The 20,772-nt window shown below is 59.6% G+C and carries 20 protein-coding genes and 2 tRNA genes; 12 read left to right on the forward strand and 10 right to left on the reverse strand.

Going from position 1 to position 20,772, the window contains the following annotated elements; translation table 11 throughout:
* Positions 1-274 precede the first annotated feature (274 nt).
* The 8 genes from AC4D1W_RS13485 to rpmH all read right to left on the reverse strand — a co-directional run bounded on the left by AC4D1W_RS13485 (position 275) and on the right by rpmH (position 6,076).
* Positions 275-1,660 (reverse strand): ParB/RepB/Spo0J family partition protein, encoded by a 1,386-nt coding sequence (locus tag AC4D1W_RS13485; RefSeq protein WP_490899089.1) that lies wholly within the window; start codon positions 1,658-1,660, stop codon positions 275-277.
* 93 nt (positions 1,661-1,753) lie between these two features.
* Positions 1,754-2,863 (reverse strand): ParA family protein, encoded by a 1,110-nt coding sequence (locus AC4D1W_RS13490; RefSeq protein WP_490899090.1) that lies wholly within the window; start codon positions 2,861-2,863, stop codon positions 1,754-1,756.
* A gap of 99 nt (positions 2,864-2,962) precedes the next feature.
* Positions 2,963-3,583: a 16S rRNA (guanine(527)-N(7))-methyltransferase RsmG gene (gene rsmG / locus AC4D1W_RS13495; RefSeq protein WP_490899148.1), complete on the reverse strand. Its 621-nt coding sequence runs from the start codon at positions 3,581-3,583 to the stop codon at positions 2,963-2,965.
* 51 nt (positions 3,584-3,634) lie between these two features.
* On the reverse strand, positions 3,635-4,177 hold the full coding sequence (locus AC4D1W_RS13500) for a Jag family protein (RefSeq protein ID WP_490891018.1): 543 nt from the start codon (positions 4,175-4,177) through the stop codon (positions 3,635-3,637).
* Positions 4,174-5,136, reverse strand: a complete 963-nt coding sequence (gene yidC / locus AC4D1W_RS13505) for a membrane protein insertase YidC (protein ID WP_490891019.1) — start codon at positions 5,134-5,136, stop codon at positions 4,174-4,176. Before yidC ends, AC4D1W_RS13500 begins: the two co-directional genes overlap by 4 nt.
* Positions 5,137-5,149: 13 nt before the next feature.
* Positions 5,150-5,503 carry a membrane protein insertion efficiency factor YidD gene (yidD, locus tag AC4D1W_RS13510; RefSeq protein ID WP_490891020.1) on the reverse strand — a complete coding sequence of 118 codons (354 nt, stop codon included), beginning with the start codon at positions 5,501-5,503 and terminating at the stop codon, positions 5,150-5,152.
* Entirely contained in the window at positions 5,500-5,874 is a 375-nt protein-coding gene (rnpA, locus tag AC4D1W_RS13515) for a ribonuclease P protein component (protein WP_490891021.1), read from the reverse strand. The genes yidD and rnpA overlap by 4 nt, the downstream gene beginning before the upstream one ends.
* A gap of 64 nt (positions 5,875-5,938) precedes the next feature.
* The gene (gene rpmH, locus AC4D1W_RS13520; RefSeq protein ID WP_055854070.1) at positions 5,939-6,076 is read right to left on the reverse strand and encodes a 50S ribosomal protein L34; all 138 of its coding nucleotides are present in this window, start codon (positions 6,074-6,076) and stop codon (positions 5,939-5,941) included.
* Between the two features lie 453 nt (positions 6,077-6,529).
* Between rpmH and dnaA the strand changes: the two genes are divergently transcribed.
* From dnaA to AC4D1W_RS13575, 11 genes are all read left to right on the forward strand, one after another.
* Complete coding sequence (gene dnaA / locus AC4D1W_RS13525; RefSeq protein WP_490891022.1) at positions 6,530-7,933, forward strand: chromosomal replication initiator protein DnaA; 1,404 nt, start codon at positions 6,530-6,532, stop codon at positions 7,931-7,933.
* 446 nt (positions 7,934-8,379) lie between these two features.
* Entirely contained in the window at positions 8,380-9,504 is a 1,125-nt protein-coding gene (gene dnaN / locus AC4D1W_RS13530; RefSeq protein ID WP_490891023.1) for a DNA polymerase III subunit beta, read from the forward strand.
* A 42-nt stretch (positions 9,505-9,546) separates the two neighbouring features.
* A complete protein-coding gene (gnd, locus tag AC4D1W_RS13535; protein ID WP_490899091.1) occupies positions 9,547-10,440 on the forward strand; it encodes a phosphogluconate dehydrogenase (NAD(+)-dependent, decarboxylating) in 894 nt (297 codons plus the stop codon).
* 10 nt (positions 10,441-10,450) lie between these two features.
* Positions 10,451-11,629: a DNA replication/repair protein RecF gene (gene recF / locus AC4D1W_RS13540; RefSeq protein WP_490899149.1), complete on the forward strand. Its 1,179-nt coding sequence runs from the start codon at positions 10,451-10,453 to the stop codon at positions 11,627-11,629.
* On the forward strand, positions 11,613-12,209 hold the full coding sequence (locus AC4D1W_RS13545; protein WP_490891026.1) for a DciA family protein: 597 nt from the start codon (positions 11,613-11,615) through the stop codon (positions 12,207-12,209). The genes recF and AC4D1W_RS13545 overlap by 17 nt, the downstream gene beginning before the upstream one ends.
* A 249-nt stretch (positions 12,210-12,458) precedes the next feature.
* Positions 12,459-14,513 carry a DNA topoisomerase (ATP-hydrolyzing) subunit B gene (gene gyrB / locus AC4D1W_RS13550; protein ID WP_490891027.1) on the forward strand — a complete coding sequence of 685 codons (2,055 nt, stop codon included), beginning with the start codon at positions 12,459-12,461 and terminating at the stop codon, positions 14,511-14,513.
* Between the two features lie 81 nt (positions 14,514-14,594).
* On the forward strand, positions 14,595-17,231 hold the full coding sequence (gene gyrA, locus AC4D1W_RS13555; protein WP_490891028.1) for a DNA gyrase subunit A: 2,637 nt from the start codon (positions 14,595-14,597) through the stop codon (positions 17,229-17,231).
* Complete coding sequence (locus AC4D1W_RS13560) at positions 17,228-17,761, forward strand: DUF3566 domain-containing protein (protein ID WP_490891029.1); 534 nt, start codon at positions 17,228-17,230, stop codon at positions 17,759-17,761. The genes gyrA and AC4D1W_RS13560 overlap by 4 nt, the downstream gene beginning before the upstream one ends.
* A gap of 73 nt (positions 17,762-17,834) precedes the next feature.
* Positions 17,835-17,908 (forward strand) — tRNA-Ile (locus AC4D1W_RS13565).
* Between the two features lie 41 nt (positions 17,909-17,949).
* Positions 17,950-18,066: a DLW-39 family protein gene (locus tag AC4D1W_RS13570; protein ID WP_490891030.1), complete on the forward strand. Its 117-nt coding sequence runs from the start codon at positions 17,950-17,952 to the stop codon at positions 18,064-18,066.
* Positions 18,067-18,111: 45 nt separating this feature from the next.
* Positions 18,112-18,184, forward strand: a tRNA-Ala gene (locus AC4D1W_RS13575).
* Positions 18,185-18,243: 59 nt separating this feature from the next.
* On the opposite strand, the gene AC4D1W_RS13580 is transcribed toward AC4D1W_RS13575, so the two are convergent.
* Both AC4D1W_RS13580 and AC4D1W_RS13585 read right to left on the reverse strand, forming a co-directional pair.
* The gene (locus tag AC4D1W_RS13580; RefSeq protein ID WP_490891032.1) at positions 18,244-19,080 is read right to left on the reverse strand and encodes a glycosyltransferase family 2 protein; all 837 of its coding nucleotides are present in this window, start codon (positions 19,078-19,080) and stop codon (positions 18,244-18,246) included.
* 111 nt (positions 19,081-19,191) lie between these two features.
* Positions 19,192-19,992: a hypothetical protein gene (locus AC4D1W_RS13585; RefSeq protein WP_490891034.1), complete on the reverse strand. Its 801-nt coding sequence runs from the start codon at positions 19,990-19,992 to the stop codon at positions 19,192-19,194.
* 153 nt (positions 19,993-20,145) lie between these two features.
* Between AC4D1W_RS13585 and AC4D1W_RS13590 the strand changes: the two genes are divergently transcribed.
* Entirely contained in the window at positions 20,146-20,688 is a 543-nt protein-coding gene (locus AC4D1W_RS13590; protein ID WP_490891035.1) for a peptidylprolyl isomerase, read from the forward strand.
* The last annotated feature ends 84 nt before the right edge of the window (positions 20,689-20,772 follow it).

Genomic DNA, 20,772 nt, shown 5'->3' on the forward strand with positions numbered 1-20,772 from the left:
GAGCATACGATTCCTTTTGCAGCGACTATGGAACCTCGCATGGTTGATCGCCCCAGTCATGGATGGCAAGCGACACCGTCCGAGCGATGAAGAGAGGGGCGTAAATTCTCAACTGCCGTGAACGGTGGTCCCTGGTGAGTTAGCCCCAGCAGCGAGGGTCGAGGGCAATTGAGCTCAGCGACTATAGCAAGTGGGGCTGCGGCCAACTAGATTCTTTTCAGAAGCTATCACGGAGAGGAGTGTGTCGTTTCACGTGAAACGGCACCTCTGAGACCTAGGAGGTGGGGGCAAGCACTCCCATGATGCGATTCAGATCATCGACGCTCGCAAACTCAATGCTCACTCGTCCCTTCTTTGCGCCGAGCGTGATCTTGACATTCGTATCCAAACGATCTGACAGCGAAGTAGCAAGGTAGTCCAACCGCTCGTGTCGCGCTCCCGCGCGGGGTGTCGTTGGCTTCCCAGGTCGACGCAAGCCATCGCTCATGGCTACGATCTCTTCGGTCGACCGAACAGAAAGTCCTTCCGCGACAATCCGCTGCGCGAGCTTCTCCATCTCGGCCGGAACGGACAGGCCCAGCAGGGAGCGGGCATGCCCGGCACTCAGAACCCCTGCCGCAAGCCGCCGCTGTACCAGAGGAGGCAGCTTCATCAGCCTCAAAGTATTGGAGATCTGCGGACGCGATCTGCCAATTCGCACAGCCAGTTCCTCCTGCGAACACCCGAAATCATCTAGGAGTTGTTGATAAGCGGCAGCTTCTTCCAGTGGATTCAACTGACTACGGTGAAGGTTCTCGAGGAGCGCGTCCCTGAGGAGATCGTCATCCGTGGTATCGCGGATGATGGCCGGAACGGTCTCTAAGCCGGCTTCCCGGGACGCACGCCACCGGCGCTCACCCATGACCAGTTCGTAGCCCTGTTCGCCGCCCTCTGAAGAGGCCCGAACGACCACGGGCTGCAGCACGCCGATTTCGCGAACCGAATGGACCAGCTCGGCCATCTCGTCCTCGTCAAAGACGGTACGAGGCTGCTTGCGATTGGGATGTATCGATCCGATAGGGAGTTCCGCAAAGCGTGCGCCGGGTACCTCCTGCAGCGTTTCACGTGAAACTTGCACATCCGCATCGTCAATCGGATCCTCGTTGCTAGCGGGCTCCGCTGCTCCATCCGGTTCAATCCCATTCGAGTCAGACACCTCATCCTCGGCGGAATCTTCACCTGGGACCTCCACAGTCGCGGGACCTTGGATCTCCTCTACCGACGGGGTAACGCCTACAGGCGGATACTTCTCGAGCTCCAAAGCCGCTTCTACCACAGTCGCATCGGCGGTCGCGTCAGCCTTCAGCTTTTGAGCCCTGGCTGCCGTCGCCCGCTTCGTCGCCGCCTGGTTTCGCCCGTTCGTCCTCTTCGCAGGCGCGGTAAGCGCCTCCTTATTGATCGAAGACTTCTTTGTTGAGCGCGAGGATGGGCCCGACTGGTCCCCCCCAATTCCCTCTGAGGTACCGCCATTGGATCCGGCCGCCGGGAAGAAGAGGTCTACTGGACGACCCCTCTCCGCGACCCTGGTACCGACGTTGTTCGTGGATTCATCCTGCTGCTCCGCGCTGCTCGGGATGAGCGCGCCAAGTCCTCGACCTAGACCTCTACGCTTCTCAGGCATGAAACGGTTCCTCTCGAAGGAGCGCAGACAAACTGCAGCGATTGATATCGCGACCAGTCTACTGTGGGCGGTACCGACAACCGCGCAGGCGCTCTAGGAGCGTTCAGCGATTTCTGCGGCAGCCTCAAGATACGAGAGCGCGCCGCTCGACGAAGGGTCGTAAGTGAGAACCGTCTGCTGGTAGCTCGGCGCCTCCGATATGCGGACTGACCGCGGCACGACCGCTTTCAGCACCTGATCAGGGAAGTGTTCACGGACTTCGGCGGCGACCTGGGCAGCAAGGTTGGTTCGACCGTCATACATCGTAAGCAGAATAGTGGAAACGACGAGATCGGCGTTGAGATGCTTCTGGATCATTTCGATATTCTTCAGAAGCTGACTGAGGCCTTCGAGAGCGTAGTATTCGCACTGAATCGGAATAAGCACCTCGCGAGCGGCAACAAAGGCATTCACGGTGAGCAGACCGAGACTCGGCGGGCAGTCGATGAAAATGTAATCCAGGCGCTCTTCTTCGTTCGTTGCACGATCCTTTGCGTACAGATCGATCGCACGCCGGAGCCGTTGCTCCCGGGCGACCAGCGAGACCAACTCGATCTCAGCGCCGGCCAGATGAATGGTGGCCGGGGCACAGATCAGGTTGGGTACGTCCGGGCAAGCCGCCACAACACTGGACAGTGGGAGATCATCGATCAGTACGTCATAAATACTGTCCACTTCGGCGTGGTGGGGAATGCCCAACGCAGTGGAGGCATTGCCCTGAGGATCGATATCAATGACCAACACGTTCAGGCCGGCGGACGCCAAAGCCGCCGCAAGGTTCACCGTGGTGGTGGTTTTGCCGACGCCACCTTTTTGGTTACTGACCGTCAGGACGCGAGTGCCAGCAGGGCGAGGCAGTTTGCGCCCAAATAACTTCTCTCGGCGTCGCGTCTCCGACGCCAGCTCTCGGGCTAGCGGTGTGCTGTCGTCCAGAACGTCCATCACGTTCTTGGTGCTTCCATTCGATTTCACGCTTACGGCCTGACTTGAGTCATTTACCCCGGCTGCACCACTCGTTTCACGTGAAACGATGCCTGTGTTAATTGGGTTTGAAAACACTTCTGGTTGAATATCAGCGATTGTGATAGCCAAAGACGAACCCATCGTCGACGTAGGCTGCTCGCGTCGCGTGGCAGAATCTTTCGTCACAAGCGTCTCGCTCACTTTCAGGTGCCGGGTGGGTCCCCTCTAGGTTATCCGGTGCGGCGGAAATACCCGGGCAGACAGCCCGCAGGGTACGGAACTTGCATCCAAGAAATGCAGTCAGCCGGCCACCACGATGCGCACAACGGTTGTCGGTTCGTCCAGCAGGGCGCCACCAGCAGTCTCAACAGTGGTGCTTTTCCCACCCAGGCGCCGAATGATCTTGGACGCCTTCTCCACTTCTTCAGCGGCACTCCGGCCCTTGATGGCCAGGACCTCTCCCGGTCCCTTCAGGAGCGGCATAGTCATCGTGGCAAGACCCGATAGAGCGGAGACGGCGCGCGCCGTCACCACATTCACATCAAACTTGCCCACCGCCTGTTCAGCCCGGCCACGGAAGATCTCTACATTGTTCAGTTCAAGATCCTGGGTTACTTCTCGCAGCCAGTTCACTCTTCTCTCGAGCGGCTCAATCAGGACGAACGATGCGTCCGGCCGCGCAACGGCAAGTGCCAGCCCGGGCAGGCCCGCACCGCTACCCACGTCAGCTACGCGCGCCTCCGGCGAAATCAACTCACCAACAACTGCACAGTTCAGGACGTGCCGGTCCCACAAACGGGGAAGTTCCCGTGGTCCGAGCAGTCCGCGCTCAATCCCTGACGTAGCGAGATGCTCGACGAACCGCTCTGCGAGAGTCAACCGCTCACCGAATATGCTCTGAGCCGCCTGGAGCTCCTTCATGCCGATCTCAATCGTCAAGACAACCCCTCCTTCGGAACAGGCAAACCGACGTCAGGATCCAGCCGACACAACGATGTGGCGCCGCGAACCTTCACCCTCGGACTCGCTGACCATGCCGAGCTCAGCCACGATGTCATGAACGATCTTGCGTTCGTACGCGGACATCGGAACCAGCGCCACCTCTTTACCGGCTTCCTTCACTTCGCTAACTGCTCGCTCTGCGATTTCGCGGAGCTCTTTGTTCCGGCCTTCACGGAACCCGTCGATATCCAGGACCAGCCGCGAACGATGCTCAGTAGAGGTAAGTACGGAGAGACGAGCCAGTTCCTGCAGTGCTTCCAACACCTCACCGTCCCGGCCTACGAGAGCCTGCAATCCCTGTGCATCGTTATCCTCGGACACGATGGAGATGTAGGTACGACCGTTCCGCACTTCAATATCGATATCGCCGTCTATATCGGCAATATCCAGGAGCTCCTCGAGGTAGTCTGCAGCCACATCGCCTTCGTCTTCCACGGAGCCCCCTCCATCCTGGTCAACTGCATCTTCGTTCACAGTCTCAAGCGTTTCTTCCTGCATATTGTCAGTGCTCATTTACGTTTCCTGTTCTTGCGCTGAGGCTGTACTCGTTGAGCTTTGGGTGGCGCAACTGCTTCAACCACAGGCTCCGGCTTCTTCTCCCCAAGCAGCGGAACCATCGGCAACCCCTTCTTCGCACGGCGCTCAGCGAGGGCCTTAGCTGCGGGGGATCCGGGCGTCGGCATCCGTCGAATCACGTAGAACTGCTGCACCATGGTCCAGATGTTGGTGGTAGTCCAGTAGATCAGTACGCCAATTGGGAAGTTGATGCCACCAACGCCGAATACGAGCGGCAAGATGTAGAGCATCATTTTCTGCTGACGCATGAATGGACTCTGCATGGCCTCTTCAGACATGTTCTTCGCCATGATCTGCTTCTGCGTGATGAACTGCGACGCAGTCATAGCAATGATCATGATGATCGAAAGAACTATCACGGAGCCGTGGCCCGGAGTGCCCCAGCCGTGAAGCAGCGAAGAGGAGAGTGGGGCGCCGAAGATTTCAGCCAGGTCGAACTGTCGGACGTCCTCGACAGTGAGGGCCCCGATACCTTCGCCTCGATCGCTTGCCGATGACACACCGTTAAGAACGGTGAACAGCGCGAAGAAGAACGGCATCTGGATCAGGATCGGCAAACATGCCGCGAAGGGGTTGGTTCCGTGCTTCTTGTACAGAGCCATCTGCTCCTGCGTCATGGCCTGACGCGAGAGTTGATCCGTTTTGCCCTTGTACTTCTGCTGCAGTTTCCGCAGGTCAGGCTGGAGAGCCTGCATCCCACGCTGGGCCTTAATCTGCTTGACGAAGACTGGAATCAGCGCAGCACGGATTACCACGACGAGACCGACGATCGACAAAGTCCAGGTCCATCCGGAGGCGGAATCCATACCGAGGAAGGTGAATCCCTCGTGGAAGGCCCGCATGACCCAGGACACCAGCCACCGGAAGGGCAGGAGAATCGTCTCGAAGAAATCCATAATCTGTTGCTCCTCAGGCCGCGGGGCGGCTTTCCTCATCTGCAGGAATCACCGGGTGATTCAGCACTACAATCTGTGGCTCTTCACCAGGCTCGAAACGTCTTCCTCCGACTGGCACATGATCCACGCCGCCGTCATTCCAGGGATGACAGCGACACAGCCGTCTGGCAGCGAACCATGATCCTTTCAGCGCGCCGTGCACGATCACTGCCTCGAGCGCGTAGGCCGAACAAGAGGGGAAGAAACGGCACACCGGACCGTAAAGAGGTGAAATCAGTCGGCGATAGATCACCAGAATACCGATAAGGACGGCGCGGGGTAGCAGAACCAGTCGTGAGATATTCGACGGCGAATGATCCGCTGTCATTTGCCGTCTCCCTTTCCGCCGCCAGACTTCCCGATTCGCTTCACACTCGATGCCAGGCACCGTTCGAAGTCGGCACTTAGTTGAGGCCAATTGGCCGCAGCTGCTGGGGGCAGTGCGCGCACAACGACATCAAGTCCATCTGGTCGCTGAACCAGCGCTGATGCTGCTGCTTCTCTCAGTCTCCTCTTAACGAGGTTTCGCGTAACGGCGTTCCCCACATTTTTCGACACAATGAAGCCGAACCGCGAGGGCATACCTGTTTCGGTTCCGACGGCATATAACACCAAGTTCCGGCACCCGGATCGGGCACCGGAACGGACGGTATATGAAAAATCTGTGGCCGTCCGAACTCGGTGGGCGATAGACAGCACCTTGAGCTCCGGGACGGTCAGGGCGCTATCGGTCAGAAAACGCCGGCGGACGGATTAACTGATGCTAAGCCGAAAGCTCGGTGCGTCCCTTGCTGCGGCGCGCAGACAGGATGGCGCGACCGGCACGTGTCCGCATGCGAAGACGGAAACCGTGCTTTTTGGCACGACGGCGGTTATTCGGCTGAAAGGTCCGCTTGCTCACTGTGATACTCCAGAACGTTCTTGGCATGCGCTGCCGTTGCAACAGGGGGGAAGAACGGGCTGGCGCAATGAAGTTGTAGTACATCCGCCCTGCCGGCCTACGGCATACTACTCAGCCTTGGCTGGCGGTATGGAGGCATGCGAAATGCAGACATAAAGGACTACATAACGTTAGGGCACCAGATACAGCAGGGTCAAACCGACGGCACCATGGGCAGACGTGTCATCCAGCCGAATGCATGTGGACAACTGCGGTCCCGGACCACACTTCTTCGGCTCCTCAGCTGATCCTCAAGTGATCTTATCCACAGGGCCGGTCTGAGCTATCCCCGGTACTTTTCATCGTCTACTGTTGCCGGGTGGCGCATTTATCCACGGCCTGTGCATAAGTCTGTGGATTAATGCCCGTCTATGGGCCTGAAACGGCTCTCTGAACTTACAACTGAGGACGCGATTGAGTACCGACGAGATCAATGATGTAGGCAGCTCCTGGCGCAAGGTCATCCGCACGCTCGAACAGGACGAACGGATCTCCCCGCGCCAGCGTGGTTTCGTGGTGCTGGCTCAGGCGCAGGGACTGATTGGTACAACGCTGCTCGTCGCGGTTCCCAACGACCTGACCCGCGAGGTTCTCCAGAGCCAGCTCAGGAGCCCACTCAACGACGCCCTCCGCGATGTCTTCCGCGAAGAGATTCAGTGCGCTTTCGTCATTGACCCTGATCTCACGCCCATTGTCGAAGAGGAACCGGAAGAGGTGCCGGAGGAGATCGCGCAGCGGGAACAGGCGCCGTCGCCCACTCCGCCAAGCAACTCCCACGAATTCGGGCGCCTGAATCCCAAATACATCTTCGACACGTTCGTCATCGGCTCATCCAACCGGTTTGCCCATGCTGCCGCGGTCGCGGTTGCAGAAGCGCCGGCCAAGGCCTACAACCCGCTGTTCATCTACGGTGACTCGGGGTTGGGTAAGACCCACCTATTGCATGCCATCGGACACTATGCACGGCACCTCTATACCGGGATCCGGGTTCGATACGTCAACTCCGAGGAGTTCACGAACGACTTCATCAATTCGATCAGGGACGACGAAGGCACCAGCTTCAAACAGACCTATCGAAACGTTGACATCCTCCTGATTGACGACATCCAGTTCCTCTCCGGCAAGGACAGGACGCAGGAAGAGTTCTTTCATACCTTCAACGCACTGCACAACCACAACAAGCAAGTGGTCATCACCTCGGATCTTCCGCCCAAGCAGTTGTCGGGCTTCGAAGAACGGATGCGTTCACGCTTCGAGTGGGGACTGCTGACCGACATCCAGCCTCCGGAACTCGAAACCAGGATCGCCATCCTTCGCAAGAAAGCGATCAGCGAAGGGTTGAGCGCACCGGATGAAGTGCTTGAGTACATCGCGTCGAAGATCTCAACCAACATCCGTGAGTTGGAAGGCGCCCTGATCCGTGTCACCGCGTTCGCGAGCCTGAACCGTCAAGCCGTTGATGAGAATCTGGCCGAGATAGTGCTCAAGGACCTGATTTCGGACGACGGTGCGCAGGAGATCACCTCTTCGCTGATCATGGCGCAGACAGCCGAGTACTTCAACATCACCCTGGATGACCTGTGCAGCAAATCCCGGACGCGAACGCTCGTCACGGCCAGGCAGATCGCCATGTACCTCTGCCGGGAACTAACGGATATGTCCCTGCCGAAGATCGGACAGGAACTCGGCGGGCGAGACCACACCACGGTCATCCACGCTGATCGGAAGATCCGCGAACTGATGGCTGAACGCAGGGCGATCTACAACCAGGTGACTGAACTGACTAACCGCATCAAACACCATCGGAAGGACTCGTAGGTGCCAGCGGGTGCCAGGGACAGCTGAATTAACAGCTGTGGAAAGAATTGTGGATAACTACATGTTTCCGGTGGACGTTAATGAGGACAAGCATCGCCCGGGCTGTGGACCCGCGGAATCACAGGCTTTCCGTACACAGCGGCGCTAGTCCTCAACTGGTGTGAGTGCACATACTGTCAACAGGGCAAGTCCCGGGATGGCGCCGATAGTCTCGGTTATCCACAGTATCCACAGGAGTTATTAACACTACTGATCCTTAATCCGCGAGCTCTTCTAAATAACATTTCCCCTCCGGACCACCCACGAAATTCGGTCCGACGGGGACACCGCATCGCGCTAAGCTGTGACTCAGTAGAGTTCACCCTTTGCTCGCCCGTCCTCCTTTGCCGGAATGGTCGAGGATGAGCGACTTCCCCGATGTACCTCGCGAAAGGCGGCACCCTTCAGTGAAATTCCGAGTCGAGCGCGATGTCCTGGCTGAGGCCGTAACGTGGACGGCGCGATCGCTGTCACCGCGCCCTCCCGTCCCGGTGCTTTCGGGCTTGCTGATCAAGGCGGGTGCCGGCAGCTTGAGTCTGGCGAGCTTCGACTATGAGATCTCGGCCCGGCTTGAGATCCCTGCGGATGTAGCTGAAGAAGGAACCATCCTTGTCTCCGGACGGCTGCTCGCCGATATCTGCCGCAGTCTTCCCTCGGCGCCCGTCGAAGTGGAAACAGACGGGTCCAAGGTCACATTGACCTGCCGCAACAGCCGTTTCAACCTCGCGACTATGCCCGAAGCCGAATACCCGGAACTCCCTGCTCTACCTGATGTCAGCGGCGTCGTCGATGGCGATGCATTCGCTGAAGCAGTCTCCCAGGTCATCATTGCGGCCAGCCGTGACGACACTCTGCCAATTCTCACCGGTGTGCGGATGGAGATTGAGGAAGACCTCATCACGTTCCTGGCGACAGACCGCTACCGCCTTGCACTCCGCGAACTCTCCTGGAAGCCTGCCAACCCGGGCATCTCCACCAGCGCACTGGTAAAAGCGAAGACCTTGAGCGAGGTGGCGAAAACCCTTGGCGGCTCCGGGGACCTAAAGATCGCCCTTTCCGACAACAGCGAACTCATCGGGTTCGAGAGCGGCGGCAGGCGGACGACCTCTCTGCTCGTTGACGGTGACTACCCCAAGATCCGTTCCCTTTTCCCAGAGAACACGCCCATTCATGCCACAGTTGAAACCAGTCAGCTGGCCGAAGCTGTAAGGCGCGTGGCACTGGTCGCCGAGCGGAACACGCCGGTTCGGCTCGCTTTCAGCACAGGTCAGGTAGTGCTCGACGCCGGAACGGGTGAGGATGCCCAGGCATCCGAAGCCATCGAGGCGACGCTGGACGGAGATGACATCACCGTTGCGTTCAATCCGCATTACCTGAGTGAAGGCCTGAGTGCTTTCAGCAGCCGTTTCGTGCGATTCTCCTTCACCACACCGCCGAAACCCGCGGTCATCTCAGCGCAGGAAGAAGCCACCGGCGAAGACCGCGAAGACTACCGGTACCTGTTGATGCCCGTGAGGTTGCCCAACCAATAGCAGCGGTACCATCCATCCCCGCCGACCCCCATGGAGGACACTATGCATATCGGTCTGATCGGACTCGGAAAGATGGGATACAACATGAGGGAACGGTTGCGTTCCCGAGGTATCGAGGTGACCGGCTACGACCGTAATCCCGAAGTGTCCGATGTCATGACCGTCGATGAACTAATCGCTCGAATTCCCACACCGCGAGTGGTCTGGGTCATGGTGCCGGCCGGCGAGATTACCCACCAGGTCATCACTGAGCTCGGAGAGAAGTTGTCCGAAGGCGATCTCGTAATCGACGGAGGAAACACCAAGTTCAGCACCGACCAGGAACACAGCGCGTCCATGGCTGTGAACGGTATCGGTTTTCTTGACTGCGGAGTTTCCGGTGGCGTTTGGGGGCTGGAAAACGGGTACGGCCTCATGGTCGGAGGCTCGGAGGCCGACGTCGAACGTGTCATGCCGGTGTTCGATGCGCTGCGGCCGGAAGGCAACCGGGAGGAAAGTTTTGTGCATGTGGGCGAAACCGGGGCGGGGCACTACGCCAAAATGGTGCACAACGGAATTGAATATGGGCTGATGCAGGCCTATGCCGAGGGTTATGAACTGCTCGAGGCGAAGGACATCATCAAGGATGTTCCTGGCACTTTCCGGGCATGGCAGAAGGGCACCGTTGTCCGATCCTGGCTGCTGGATTTGCTCATCAAGGCGCTTGAGGAAGATCCCAAGCTCAGCAATGTGGGCGGGTACATCGAGGACTCCGGTGAGGGGCGCTGGACCGTCGAACAGGCAATTGCCAACGAAGTGGCAGCACCGGCAATAACCGCTGCGCTCTTCGCACGATTCAGCTCGCGGCAGGAGGACGCGCCGTCGCTGAAGATGGTCGCCGCCTTGCGTAACCAGTTCGGTGGACATGCCGTACGCCCACCCCGCAATTCCGCATGATCGAGCAGCGGTGTACGTTCAACATCTCTCACTGACCGATTTCCGCAGCTATTCCCAGCTTGATGTGGCGCTCGAGCCCGGGGTAACCGTATTTGTTGGCCCAAATGGGGTCGGCAAGACCAATATCGTCGAGGCAATAGGATACCTCGGCTCCCTGTCATCGCATCGCGTGAGTACGGACAAGCCGTTGATTGCCTTCGACGCGGATAAGGCCCTGGTCCGTGGCCGCCTTGTCCGCGGAGCACAAGCTACAAGCGTGGAGCTCGAAATTAATGGCGACCGCGCCAACCGGGCGCGAATCAACAGGGCGAACCCGGTACGAGCCCGGGATGCCGCGGGAATACTGCGAACTGTCCTGTTTGCGCCTGAAGACCTGGCGCTTGTGAAAGGCGACCCCTCGAACCGGCGTCGGTTCCTTGATGACCTCATGGTTCAGTTGGTGCCGCACCATGCGGGCGTCCGCGCCGATTATGAGCGCGTACTGAAACAGCGCAACGCCCTGCTCAAGTCGCTGCGGGGCGGTAGGCTGACCACTGCACACGAGGCCACGCTCGAGGTATGGGACCAGCACTTGGCGGCGATCGGATCGCAACTCCTTCATGCTCGCCTCGCTGTTCTCACCCGGCTGCTGCCGCACGTGCAGAAGGCTTATCGCGAGTTGACCGACGGTACAAAAATCGCTGCCGCGGCGTACCGCTCCTCTTTGGTGAGTTCCGTCGGCGATGACGACGACCGTCCGGCGTCCAACGCCGAGGATCTCAGCACCCTTTCGATCGAAGAACTCACCGACAGGTTCCTGACGGTGATCGCGGAGCAGCGCCGGCGCGAGATCGAACGTGGCATTTCCCTTGTGGGACCGCATCGGGACGAAGTCGAGCTGATGCTCGGTCGTGCCCTGGTGAAGGGATACGCGTCGCATGGCGAAACCTGGTCCATGGCACTCGCGCTGCGCCTCGGGTCGTACTATCTGCTCACCGACGATGACCATACTCCCGGCTCCACTCCCGTGCTCATCCTCGACGATGTGTTCGCCGAACTGGACGCTGAGCGGCGCGAGCGGCTGGCATCGGTCGTTGCCGGTGCCGAGCAGGTACTCGTCACTGCCGCAGTCGGAGATGACGTGCCGGACGCACTGGACGGCCGCCAGTTCCTGGTGGTTCCGGGAGGCTTCAGTGAAGTACCGGCCTGAGGATGAATCAGCAGCGGCCGCTGCCAAAGAATCAAACGACGACGGCGGCGCTGCGCCTTTTCCACCGGACGCCGAGGACGCCCCGGCTGGAGATGCGCCGCGGCTGCTCTTGAATCGCCTGCGGGATGCGTCCGCAGCGCGTGGTGATTTTCGCGCGCCGGCCGCCCGCCGTCGTCGTTCTGGTACCAGCGCAGGGCGCCCCAAACTTCAGGAATCGTATTCCGGGAGGGATCCGCAGGGAGTGGGCGCAGTCTTTGGGCGCTTGCTCAGCGAGCGTGGCTGGAATTCGCCGGTAGCAGTGGGTTCGGTCATGGCGCGATGGGCCGAGCTCGTCGGCCCCGAAATCGCGACGCACTGCACTCCGGAGAGTTTCCACGAGACCACGGTGCTCGTGCGGTGTGATTCCACAGCGTGGGCAACGCAGCTCAGATTGATCAGCCCTGACCTCCTCCGGCGGTTCGAACACGAGTTGGGCTCCGGTGTTGTCACGGCCATGAAAGTTGTCGGCCCGTCCGCTCCGTCCTGGCGTAAGGGAGGCCGATCAGTTCGCGGTCGCGGCCCCCGGGATACTTACGGGTAGCTTTCTGCCGATCTGGCCGTGACCTCTTCGACGAGCGGCGTGCAGCGTCGAGCGGACCCCAGCGGACGTATACGCCCCCACGCGGCCCCCTGCTGTGAGCTTAAATCCCGGTTTATTCGGCGCTAGAGGGCAATTGAGGCGGAGTTGTAGGGGGCCGCACGGTAGAATAAGACGCGTAGGCATTCCTTACGGGGATGCCTTCATTTTGAGACTAGGCAAAACTAGGACAACAAGGAGTCGACAGCGTCCGTGGCTAACGACAACGAAGTGGAATCTGCCGGAATGCCGGAGAGCGGCGCCGGTGCACCCAAGGGTTACGGCGCGAGTGACATCACGGTCCTCGAAGGACTCGAAGCGGTTCGCAAGCGACCCGGTATGTATATCGGGTCCACGGGTCCGCGCGGCCTGCATCACCTCGTGTACGAGGTTGTGGATAACTCTGTGGATGAGGCCCTTGCGGGATACTGCGACCACATCAAGGTGACATTACTTGCCGATGGCGGCGTGCGGGTTATCGACAACGGTCGAGGCATCCCCGTCGACATGCACCCGACCGAGGGTAAACCCACCGTTGAAGTGGTCATGACCATCCTGCATGCGGGCGGAAAGTTCGGCGGCGGCGGTTATGCCGTCTCCGGTGGCCTTCACGGCGTTGGTATCTCCGTTGTGAATGCGCTTTCCTCCAGAGTTGACACGGAAATTCGCCGCCAGGGCCACGTATGGCGGCAGTCGTTTGAGGACGGCGGCAAGCCCGTCGGCCAGCTCGAAAAGGGTGAGGAAACCTCCGGGACCGGCACCACCCAGACGTTTTACCCGGATGATTCCATCTTCGAGTCGGTGGAGTTCGATTTCGAGACCCTCCGTGCACGCTTCCAGCAGATGGCATTTCTCAATAAGGGTTTGCGGATCAGCCTTGTGGACGAACGCGTGCCTGAGGTGGAAACCGAGGAGATCACGGACGCCGCACACGCCGCGGCTGAACAGTCGGAAGAGAACAAGCACCGACATGTGGAATACCTCTACGAGAATGGCCTGCTGGACTACGTCAAGCACCTGAACTCGTCGAAGCGTGTCGATGTTATACACGAAGACGTCATTGCTTTTGAGACCGAAGATTCCGACAGGTCCATCGCAGTTGAAGTGGCCATGCAATGGACAACGGCGTATTCCGAAAGCGTGCACACCTACGCCAACACGATCAACACTCACGAGGGCGGAACCCATGAAGAGGGTTTCCGCGCCGCAATGACCTCCTTGATCAACCGCTACGCGCGGGAGAAGAACATCATCAAGGAGAAGGACGACAACCTCACGGGTGATGACATCCGGGAGGGCCTTACCGCCGTCATCTCGGTGAAGTTGTCAGAGCCCCAGTTTGAAGGACAGACCAAGACCAAGCTGGGTAATTCCGAAGCGAAGGGCTTTGTGCAGCGCGTCGTCACCAATCAACTGGGTGACTGGCTGGAACGTAACCCCGGCCCGGCCCGCGATGTTATCCGGAAGTCCATCCAGGCGGCCCAGGCCCGGTTGGCTGCACGAAAGGCTCGCGAATCCACCCGGCGGAAGGGCTTGCTGGAGTCCGGCGGTATGCCGGGCAAACTGAAGGACTGTCAGTCGAAGGACCCTTCGAAATCCGAGATCTACATTGTGGAGGGTGACTCCGCAGGTGGTTCGGCAGTTCGCGGTCGGAACCCCGAAACGCAGGCGATCCTGCCGCTGCGAGGGAAGATCCTCAACGTCGAACGAGCTCGGCTCGACCGTGCGCTCGGCAACGCTGAAGTCCAGGCCATGATCACCGCTTTCGGAGCCGGAATCGGCGAGGATTTCGATGTTAATAAGGCCCGGTACCACAAGATCGTCCTCATGGCGGATGCCGACGTCGACGGCCAGCACATCACCACGCTGCTGCTCACACTGCTTTTCCGCTACATGCGGCCACTGATCGAGAACGGCTATGTGTATTTGGCACAGCCGCCTCTCTATCGCATCAAGTGGTCCAATGCGGCCCACTCCTACGTCTTCAGCGACCGTGAGCGGGATGAAACCATCAAAATTGGCCTGGCCAACAACCAGCGTCTCCCCAAGGAGAACGGGATTCAGCGCTATAAGGGTCTCGGAGAGATGGACTACACCGAGCTGTGGGAAACCACCATGGATCCGGACAACCGGACACTCCTGCAGGTCACCATGGACGATGCCGCGGCAGCAGACCAGATCTTCTCCGTCCTGATGGGCGAGGACGTGGAATCACGCCGCAACTTCATTCAGCAGAACGCCAAAGACGTACGGTTCCTCGACATCTGATCGATGTTGAGCAAACCCGGCCGGTTGTGCGAGTCTCAGCGACCGGTTCCTCACACGCATTCACGAAATGGAACGAACTAGATGAGTGACGAAGTAACGCCTGAGGTTCCCAGCGACGAGACACCCGTCGAAGGGACCGTGCTGACCGACCGAATCGAGCAGGTGGACCTGCAGACGGAGATGCAGCGGTCGTACCTGGACTACGCAATGGCGGTCATTGTCGGTCGAGCGTTGCCTGATGTCAGGGACGGTCTCAAACCGGTCCACCGCCGCGTCCTGTATGCCATGTTCGACGGCGGCTATCGCCCGGACCGCTCATTCAACAAGTGCGCGCGCGTCGTCGGCGAAGTCATGGGCCAGTACCACCCGCACGGTGACAGCGCGATCTACGACGCCCTGGTCCGCCTCATCCAGGACTGGACCATGCGGTACCCACTGGCTCTCGGCCAGGGAAACTTCGGATCTCCCGGTAACGACGGCGCGGCCGCCCCGCGATACACCGAGACCAAAATGGCCCCGCTGGCCATGGAGATGGTCCGGGATATCGACGAGGAGACAGTCGATTTCCAGGACAACTACGACGGCAAGAACCAGGAACCCACGATCCTGCCGTCCCGTTTCCCGAACCTGTTGGTGAACGGCTCCTCCGGCATCGCTGTCGGTATGGCCACCAACATCCCGCCGCATAATCTACGCGAGGTCGCCGACGGTGTGCAGTGGTACCTGCAGAATCCGGAAGCCAGCAAGGAAGAGTTGCTAGAGGCCCTCATCCAGCGCATCAAAGGCCCTGATTTCCCCACCGGCGCTCAGATTCTCGGCCATAAGGGTATCGAAGATGCCTACCGTTCCGGCCGTGGATCGATCACCATGCGCGCCGTGGTCAACGTCGAAGAAATCCAGGGACGTACCTGTCTGGTCGTGACCGAACTGCCCTACCAGGCAAACCCGGACAACCTGGCGATCAAGATTGCCGACCTCGTCAAGGACGGCAAGGTTTCGGGTATCGCGGACCTCCGGGATGAAACGTCCGGGCGCACGGGCCAGCGATTGGTTGTCGTGCTGAAGCGTGACGCAGTAGCCAAGGTGGTGCTGAACAACCTCTACAAGCACACCCAGCTGCAGGAAAATTTCAGTGCGAACATGCTCGCGATCGTCGACGAGGTGCCGCGCACTCTCAGCCTCGATGCTTTCATCCGCCACTGGGTGACGCACCAGCTCGAGGTAATCGTCCGCAGGACCCAGTACCGTCTCCGCAAGGCCGAAGAAGCCGCCCACATCCTGCGCGGACTGCTCAAGGCCCTCGATGCGCTGGATGAAGTCATCGCCCTCATTCGCCGGTCCTCGACCGTGGAGGATGCACGTAACGGCCTCATGGGGCTCCTGGACATTGATGAAATTCAGGCGCAGGCGATCCTCGACATGCAGCTGCGGCGGCTCGCGGCTCTTGAGCGGCAGAAGATCCAGGACCAGCACGCCAAACTTGAGTCTGAGATCACCGAGTACAAGAAGATCCTTGCCTCCGAGGTCCAGCAGCGCGAGATCGTCTCGACGGAGTTGCAGGAAATCGTCGACAAGCATGGCGACAACCGGCGCACCGAGATCCTCATGGGTTACGACTCCGACATGAGCATGGAAGACCTCATCCCCGAAGAGGAGATGGTGGTCACCATTACCCGCGGCGGGTACGTGAAGCGGACCCGTAGCGACAACTACCGCCAGCAGGCCCGCGGCGGCAAGGGCATCCGCGGGGCGCAGCTGCGCGGCGACGACGTCGTTGAACACTTCTTCGTGACTACTACACACCACTGGTTACTGTTCTTCACCAACCTGGGACGTGTATACCGTGCGAAGGCTTACGAGCTGGTCGAAGCTGCGCGGGATGCGAAGGGTCAGCATGTCGCCAATCTGCTCGCGTTCCAGCCGGACGAGACTATTGCACAGGTTCTCGACCTGCGGGACTACCAGCAGTCCCCGTACCTGGTACTCGCTACCAAGCGCGGTCTGGTCAAGAAGACCCGCCTTGAGGACTACGACACAAACCGCTCGGCGGGTGTGATTGCCATTAACCTGCGCGACGGTGATGAGCTCGTGTCAGCCCAACTCGTTTCCGAAACCGATGACATGATGCTCGTTTCGCGGAAGGGCCAGTCGCTCCGATTCAGCGCCACAGATGAAGCGCTACGCCCGATGGGAAGGGCTACCTCGGGGGTTACCGGCATGAAGTTCCGCGACGAGGATGAATTACTGGCAGCGAACGTGGTCAGCGACGACTCCTATGTCTTCATCGTGACCGAAGGCGGTTTCGCAAAGCGGACCAAAGCCGATGAATATCGTGTGCAGGGCCGCGGTGGACTCGGCATCAAAGTAGCGAAGCTTGCCGAAGTGCGTGGTGATCTCGTTGGCGCTCTCATCGTGCAGGAAGAGGATGAGGTGCTCGTGGTCATGGGCGGGGGCAAGGTGGTCCGCTCGGCGGTTGCCGGCGTTCCCGCAAAGGGCCGCGACACCATGGGTGTTATTTTTGCCAAGCCGGACAAGTCCGACAGGATCATCGCCGTGGCCCGTAACACCGAACGGGGATTGACAGCTGATGATGACATCCCCGTGATGGGCCTGGATGACGCTGAACCTGCGCCGGGCGCGGGAGATGAAGTACCGTTATCGACAGAAGAGACGGCTGAGCCGGAGGCTGAGTCAAGCGATATTGGAGGTTCCGAGTGAGTTCTGCCAACTCAAATCCGCGCGCGACTGCGGGCAGCGCCGTGCGGTCGTCAGGCGGAGGACCTCGGGTCAATCCACCCGCGCGGCCAACGCAACGCCCTGCCTCATCAGGGCAGAGGCCTACCGTAAGCCGTCCTGGACTGGTCAAGCCCGCGCCCAAGGCCAAGGCACGTAAAGCTCGCCTGCTGGTCAGTAAGATCGACCCCTGGTCGGTTCTGAAAATGGCCTTCCTGCTCTCCGTAGCGCTCGGTATCGTGACCGTTGTCGCGGCCATCGTGATCTGGACTGTGCTTGACCTCACCGGCATCTTCGACCGGGTGAACCAGTTGCTGGGCGAGATTGCCGGATCCGAGGGAGCGGGCTTCGACCTCCGCCAGTTCGCATCCCTGGGCCAGGTTGTGTCTTTCGCAACGATTATCGCTGTCGTGAATGTGGTATTGCTGACCGCACTGGCAATGCTTTCGGCCGTTCTGTATAACATCTCATCCACTCTGGTGGGCGGAATCGGTGTGACGCTCACGGACGACTGACCTGCGGCGGTCCTCAATTTGTGGATCGCTGAGGGCCTGCTGTAAAGTCGTATCTCGGCCCGATGAGGTACGGGGGCGTATAGCTCAGGCGGTTAGAGCGCTTCGCTGATAACGAAGAGGTCCCAGGTTCAAGTCCTGGTACGCCCACGGATCCTGAAACCGGCAGGAAACTGCAAGGAAGGAGCACTGTGAAGAAGTTGCTGGTAGCGGCAGCTGCAGTCGCAGGACTCTTTGCCTATAAACGGTGGCAGGAGTCCGAGAAGGAGAAAGAAGTGTGGAGTAACGCGACCGATTCGGTCGAGTAAAACTTCACTCAATGATCGGGGTATACTGATCAGGTTCCGTTTTACGGGGGCATGGCGCAATTGGTAGCGCACCTGCTTTGCAAGCAGGGGGTTCGGGGTTCGAGTCCCCGTGCCTCCACCGTAAAATGAAGGGTTCCCGCGATTATGGCTGGAACCCTTCGTTGTTTTAAGGCTGCGTTAGCGGCGCGATGCTGTGGTCCGGGAAGAACGCGCGGTGTGTACGGCGCGCAGGACTTTCGCAGGGTAGTAAATGGACATGAAGATGAGCATGGGAATCTTCAGGACCCGCTTGTCGATCTGGTGAGCCCGGTAGGTGCGGTCAAACCGCGTCACGTAGTAGCGATAATCCTTGGGTGAGTTCTCAAGGCGTCGGGCTGACATTCCACTGACCATGGTGGGGATGTAGCGGATTACCAGGTCCTGTTCAGCGAGATGCAGGGAGATGTCGATGTCTTCATGCATTTCATCCTTCTCATCGCGGCAGGTGTTCTCACGGATCTGCTCCCATGCTGTCCTGCGTAGCGCCATGTTGGAACCGAACAGGAAGTGGTACTGGTTGCGTGCGAGCTTGAGGACCAGCTGGCGCATTTTGTCGTCAGCTTTCAGACCCCAGCGTCGCATCGGCATGTCGTAGTAAACGACCGGGCCCGTGGCTGCGGCGACCTCCGGGTCGCTGAAGCCGGCCTGGACCGTCTCGACCCAGTCCGGCTCCAGGACGGAGTCCGCATCAATTCTTCCCAGGACATCGCCCGAGGCACGGTCCAGGCCGTAATTTCGGGTGGGTATGAGCCCCTGCACGTCATTCTGTTCGAGCAGATGAATCGGGCTCTCTGGGTACTCAAGCTGCATCTGGCGGACGATGTCCGCCGTACGGTCGGTGGAGCGGTTACTGACGACCAGGATCTCGTGGGCCGGCATGGACTGGTAGATGGCGGCGATGAGACATTGGCGGATGACGACTTCTTCGTTGTACGCCGGAATCACGATCGACACGGACGGCTTCACGGGGTGCACGGCGGTAAATCTATCATCAGCCGGTGACGCTCACGCTGGAGAAATCGAAAAAGCGGGAAAGATCCACCCATGTGAGGATCTTTCCCGCTTTGAAGAGGGATGGGAAGCGAGTTAGACGGCGGGCCCCTTCGGCGCGGTGTCATCGTTCGACTTCTCCGCCGCGCGGTCCGCGGCTTCGCTGATGTCGGTGAGAGCCTCCGTGCTCTCGTCCTTCTGCGTCGCGTCGAAAGTCGGCTTCGGTTCCACTGGAGCCGGGGTTTTCCACGGATCTTCGACAGGCTGGGAAGCGCGCCAGATGGCGATACCGGCGGTCACAGCTGCAGCGACAATGCCGGCGATGAGCCAGCCCTTGTTACCTTTGCTTCGCTTGCTGCGCTTGAGATCCTTTGCGGCACGCTGAGCTGCCTCAACCGCGGCCTTCTGGTACTTCTTCACGGCCTTCTTGTCACCGGTCACTTTCGTGACGACACCGGCAACACCGGCTGGGACGGTAACAGCGGCGAGGGTGCGTGACGCTGAATCGGCGGCGTCACCAAGACGGTAGGACACGGCGGGGATGTACTCGCCCACGACCCGGTCACGGGCGTTATGGATCGCCGGAGTTGCACGGTCCAAAGTACCCTGTATGCGCGGAGCGGTGTCATCGACAATCTGGTTGATACGGGGTCCCACCCTGTCCAGGCTCTCCTGGATTCGTGGGGTGACGACGGCGATGCCTTCCGACAGACCCTGCGTTGCGCGGTTGACACCCTGCTGGATCTTCGGTGAGGCCGTTTCGATTCCTCGTTCGATGCGCGGAGCAACCCAACCCTTTGCGGCATCCACTCGTGGCGTGGCCCAACCCCGTGCAGTGCCAACGCCCATCAGAACATTGTTTTCGATGGTGCGGACAACGGTTGCGGATTTCTTCACAACTACCTCCCAAGGATAGTGACTGTTCTTAGTCAGCCTACGTGCTATCCGGAGGTCAGTGCTATCCAAAGGTTGATTTCACAGCATTTTCACTGTGCGCGGAACCCGGTGCTTCGGGGGTTTACACCGCCTCTGCGTGAAAGAATGGAGCCCATGACAGCTATCGCAACTGCAAACGCAACCATTCACACGAGCCTCGGTGACATCAAGGTGGAGCTCTACGGAAACCACGCTCCCAAGACGGTGAAGAATTTCATTGGCTTGGCTACCGGCGAAATCAAGTGGACCCACCCGGGCACGGGAGAGGAAACCAACGCGCCCCTCTACGACGGCACCGTCTTCCACCGTGTCATCCAGGACTTCATGATCCAGGGCGGCGATCCACTGGGCCAGGGGATCGGCGGCCCGGGCTACCAGTTCGACGACGAAATCAACCCCGATCTCGACTTCAGTACCCCCTACAAGCTGGCCATGGCCAACGCCGGTCTGCAGAACGGTCGCGGAACCAACGGATCACAGTTCTTCATCACCTCGGTTCCCACCACCTGGCTTCAGGGCAAGCACACCATCTTCGGTGAGGTAAAGGAGGAGGCGTCACGCGCCCTCGTCGACCAGCTCAACGCCATCCCCACCGACGGCCGTGACCGGCCGCTCGAGGACGTCGTCATCAACAGCATCACCATCGAGCAGGCCTAGCGCCCCATGACCTATGGAGTCCCGGCGGGCCAGCCGGACCAGGACGTTCCCGTATGCCCGCGTCACCCTGACCGGGTGAGTTAT

Source organism: Arthrobacter sp. TJ-170 (assembly GCF_058269305.1).

What these genes read in the sequence shown, in the direction of transcription:
- AC4D1W_RS13485 (WP_490899089.1), bottom strand. Translation starts at nt 1,660, where the DNA reads ATGCCTGAGAAGCGTAGAGGTCTAGGTCGAGGACTTGGCGCGCTCATC.
- rsmG (WP_490899148.1), bottom strand. Translation starts at nt 3,583, where the DNA reads ATGAAGGAGCTCCAGGCGGCTCAGAGCATATTCGGTGAGCGGTTGACT.
- AC4D1W_RS13500 (WP_490891018.1), bottom strand. Translation starts at nt 4,177, where the DNA reads ATGAGCACTGACAATATGCAGGAAGAAACGCTTGAGACTGTGAACGAA.
- yidC (WP_490891019.1), bottom strand. Translation starts at nt 5,136, where the DNA reads ATGGATTTCTTCGAGACGATTCTCCTGCCCTTCCGGTGGCTGGTGTCC.
- yidD (WP_490891020.1), bottom strand. Translation starts at nt 5,503, where the DNA reads ATGACAGCGGATCATTCGCCGTCGAATATCTCACGACTGGTTCTGCTA.
- gnd (WP_490899091.1), top strand. Translation starts at nt 9,547, where the DNA reads ATGCATATCGGTCTGATCGGACTCGGAAAGATGGGATACAACATGAGG.
- gyrA (WP_490891028.1), top strand. Translation starts at nt 14,595, where the DNA reads ATGAGTGACGAAGTAACGCCTGAGGTTCCCAGCGACGAGACACCCGTC.
- AC4D1W_RS13590 (WP_490891035.1), top strand. Translation starts at nt 20,146, where the DNA reads ATGACAGCTATCGCAACTGCAAACGCAACCATTCACACGAGCCTCGGT.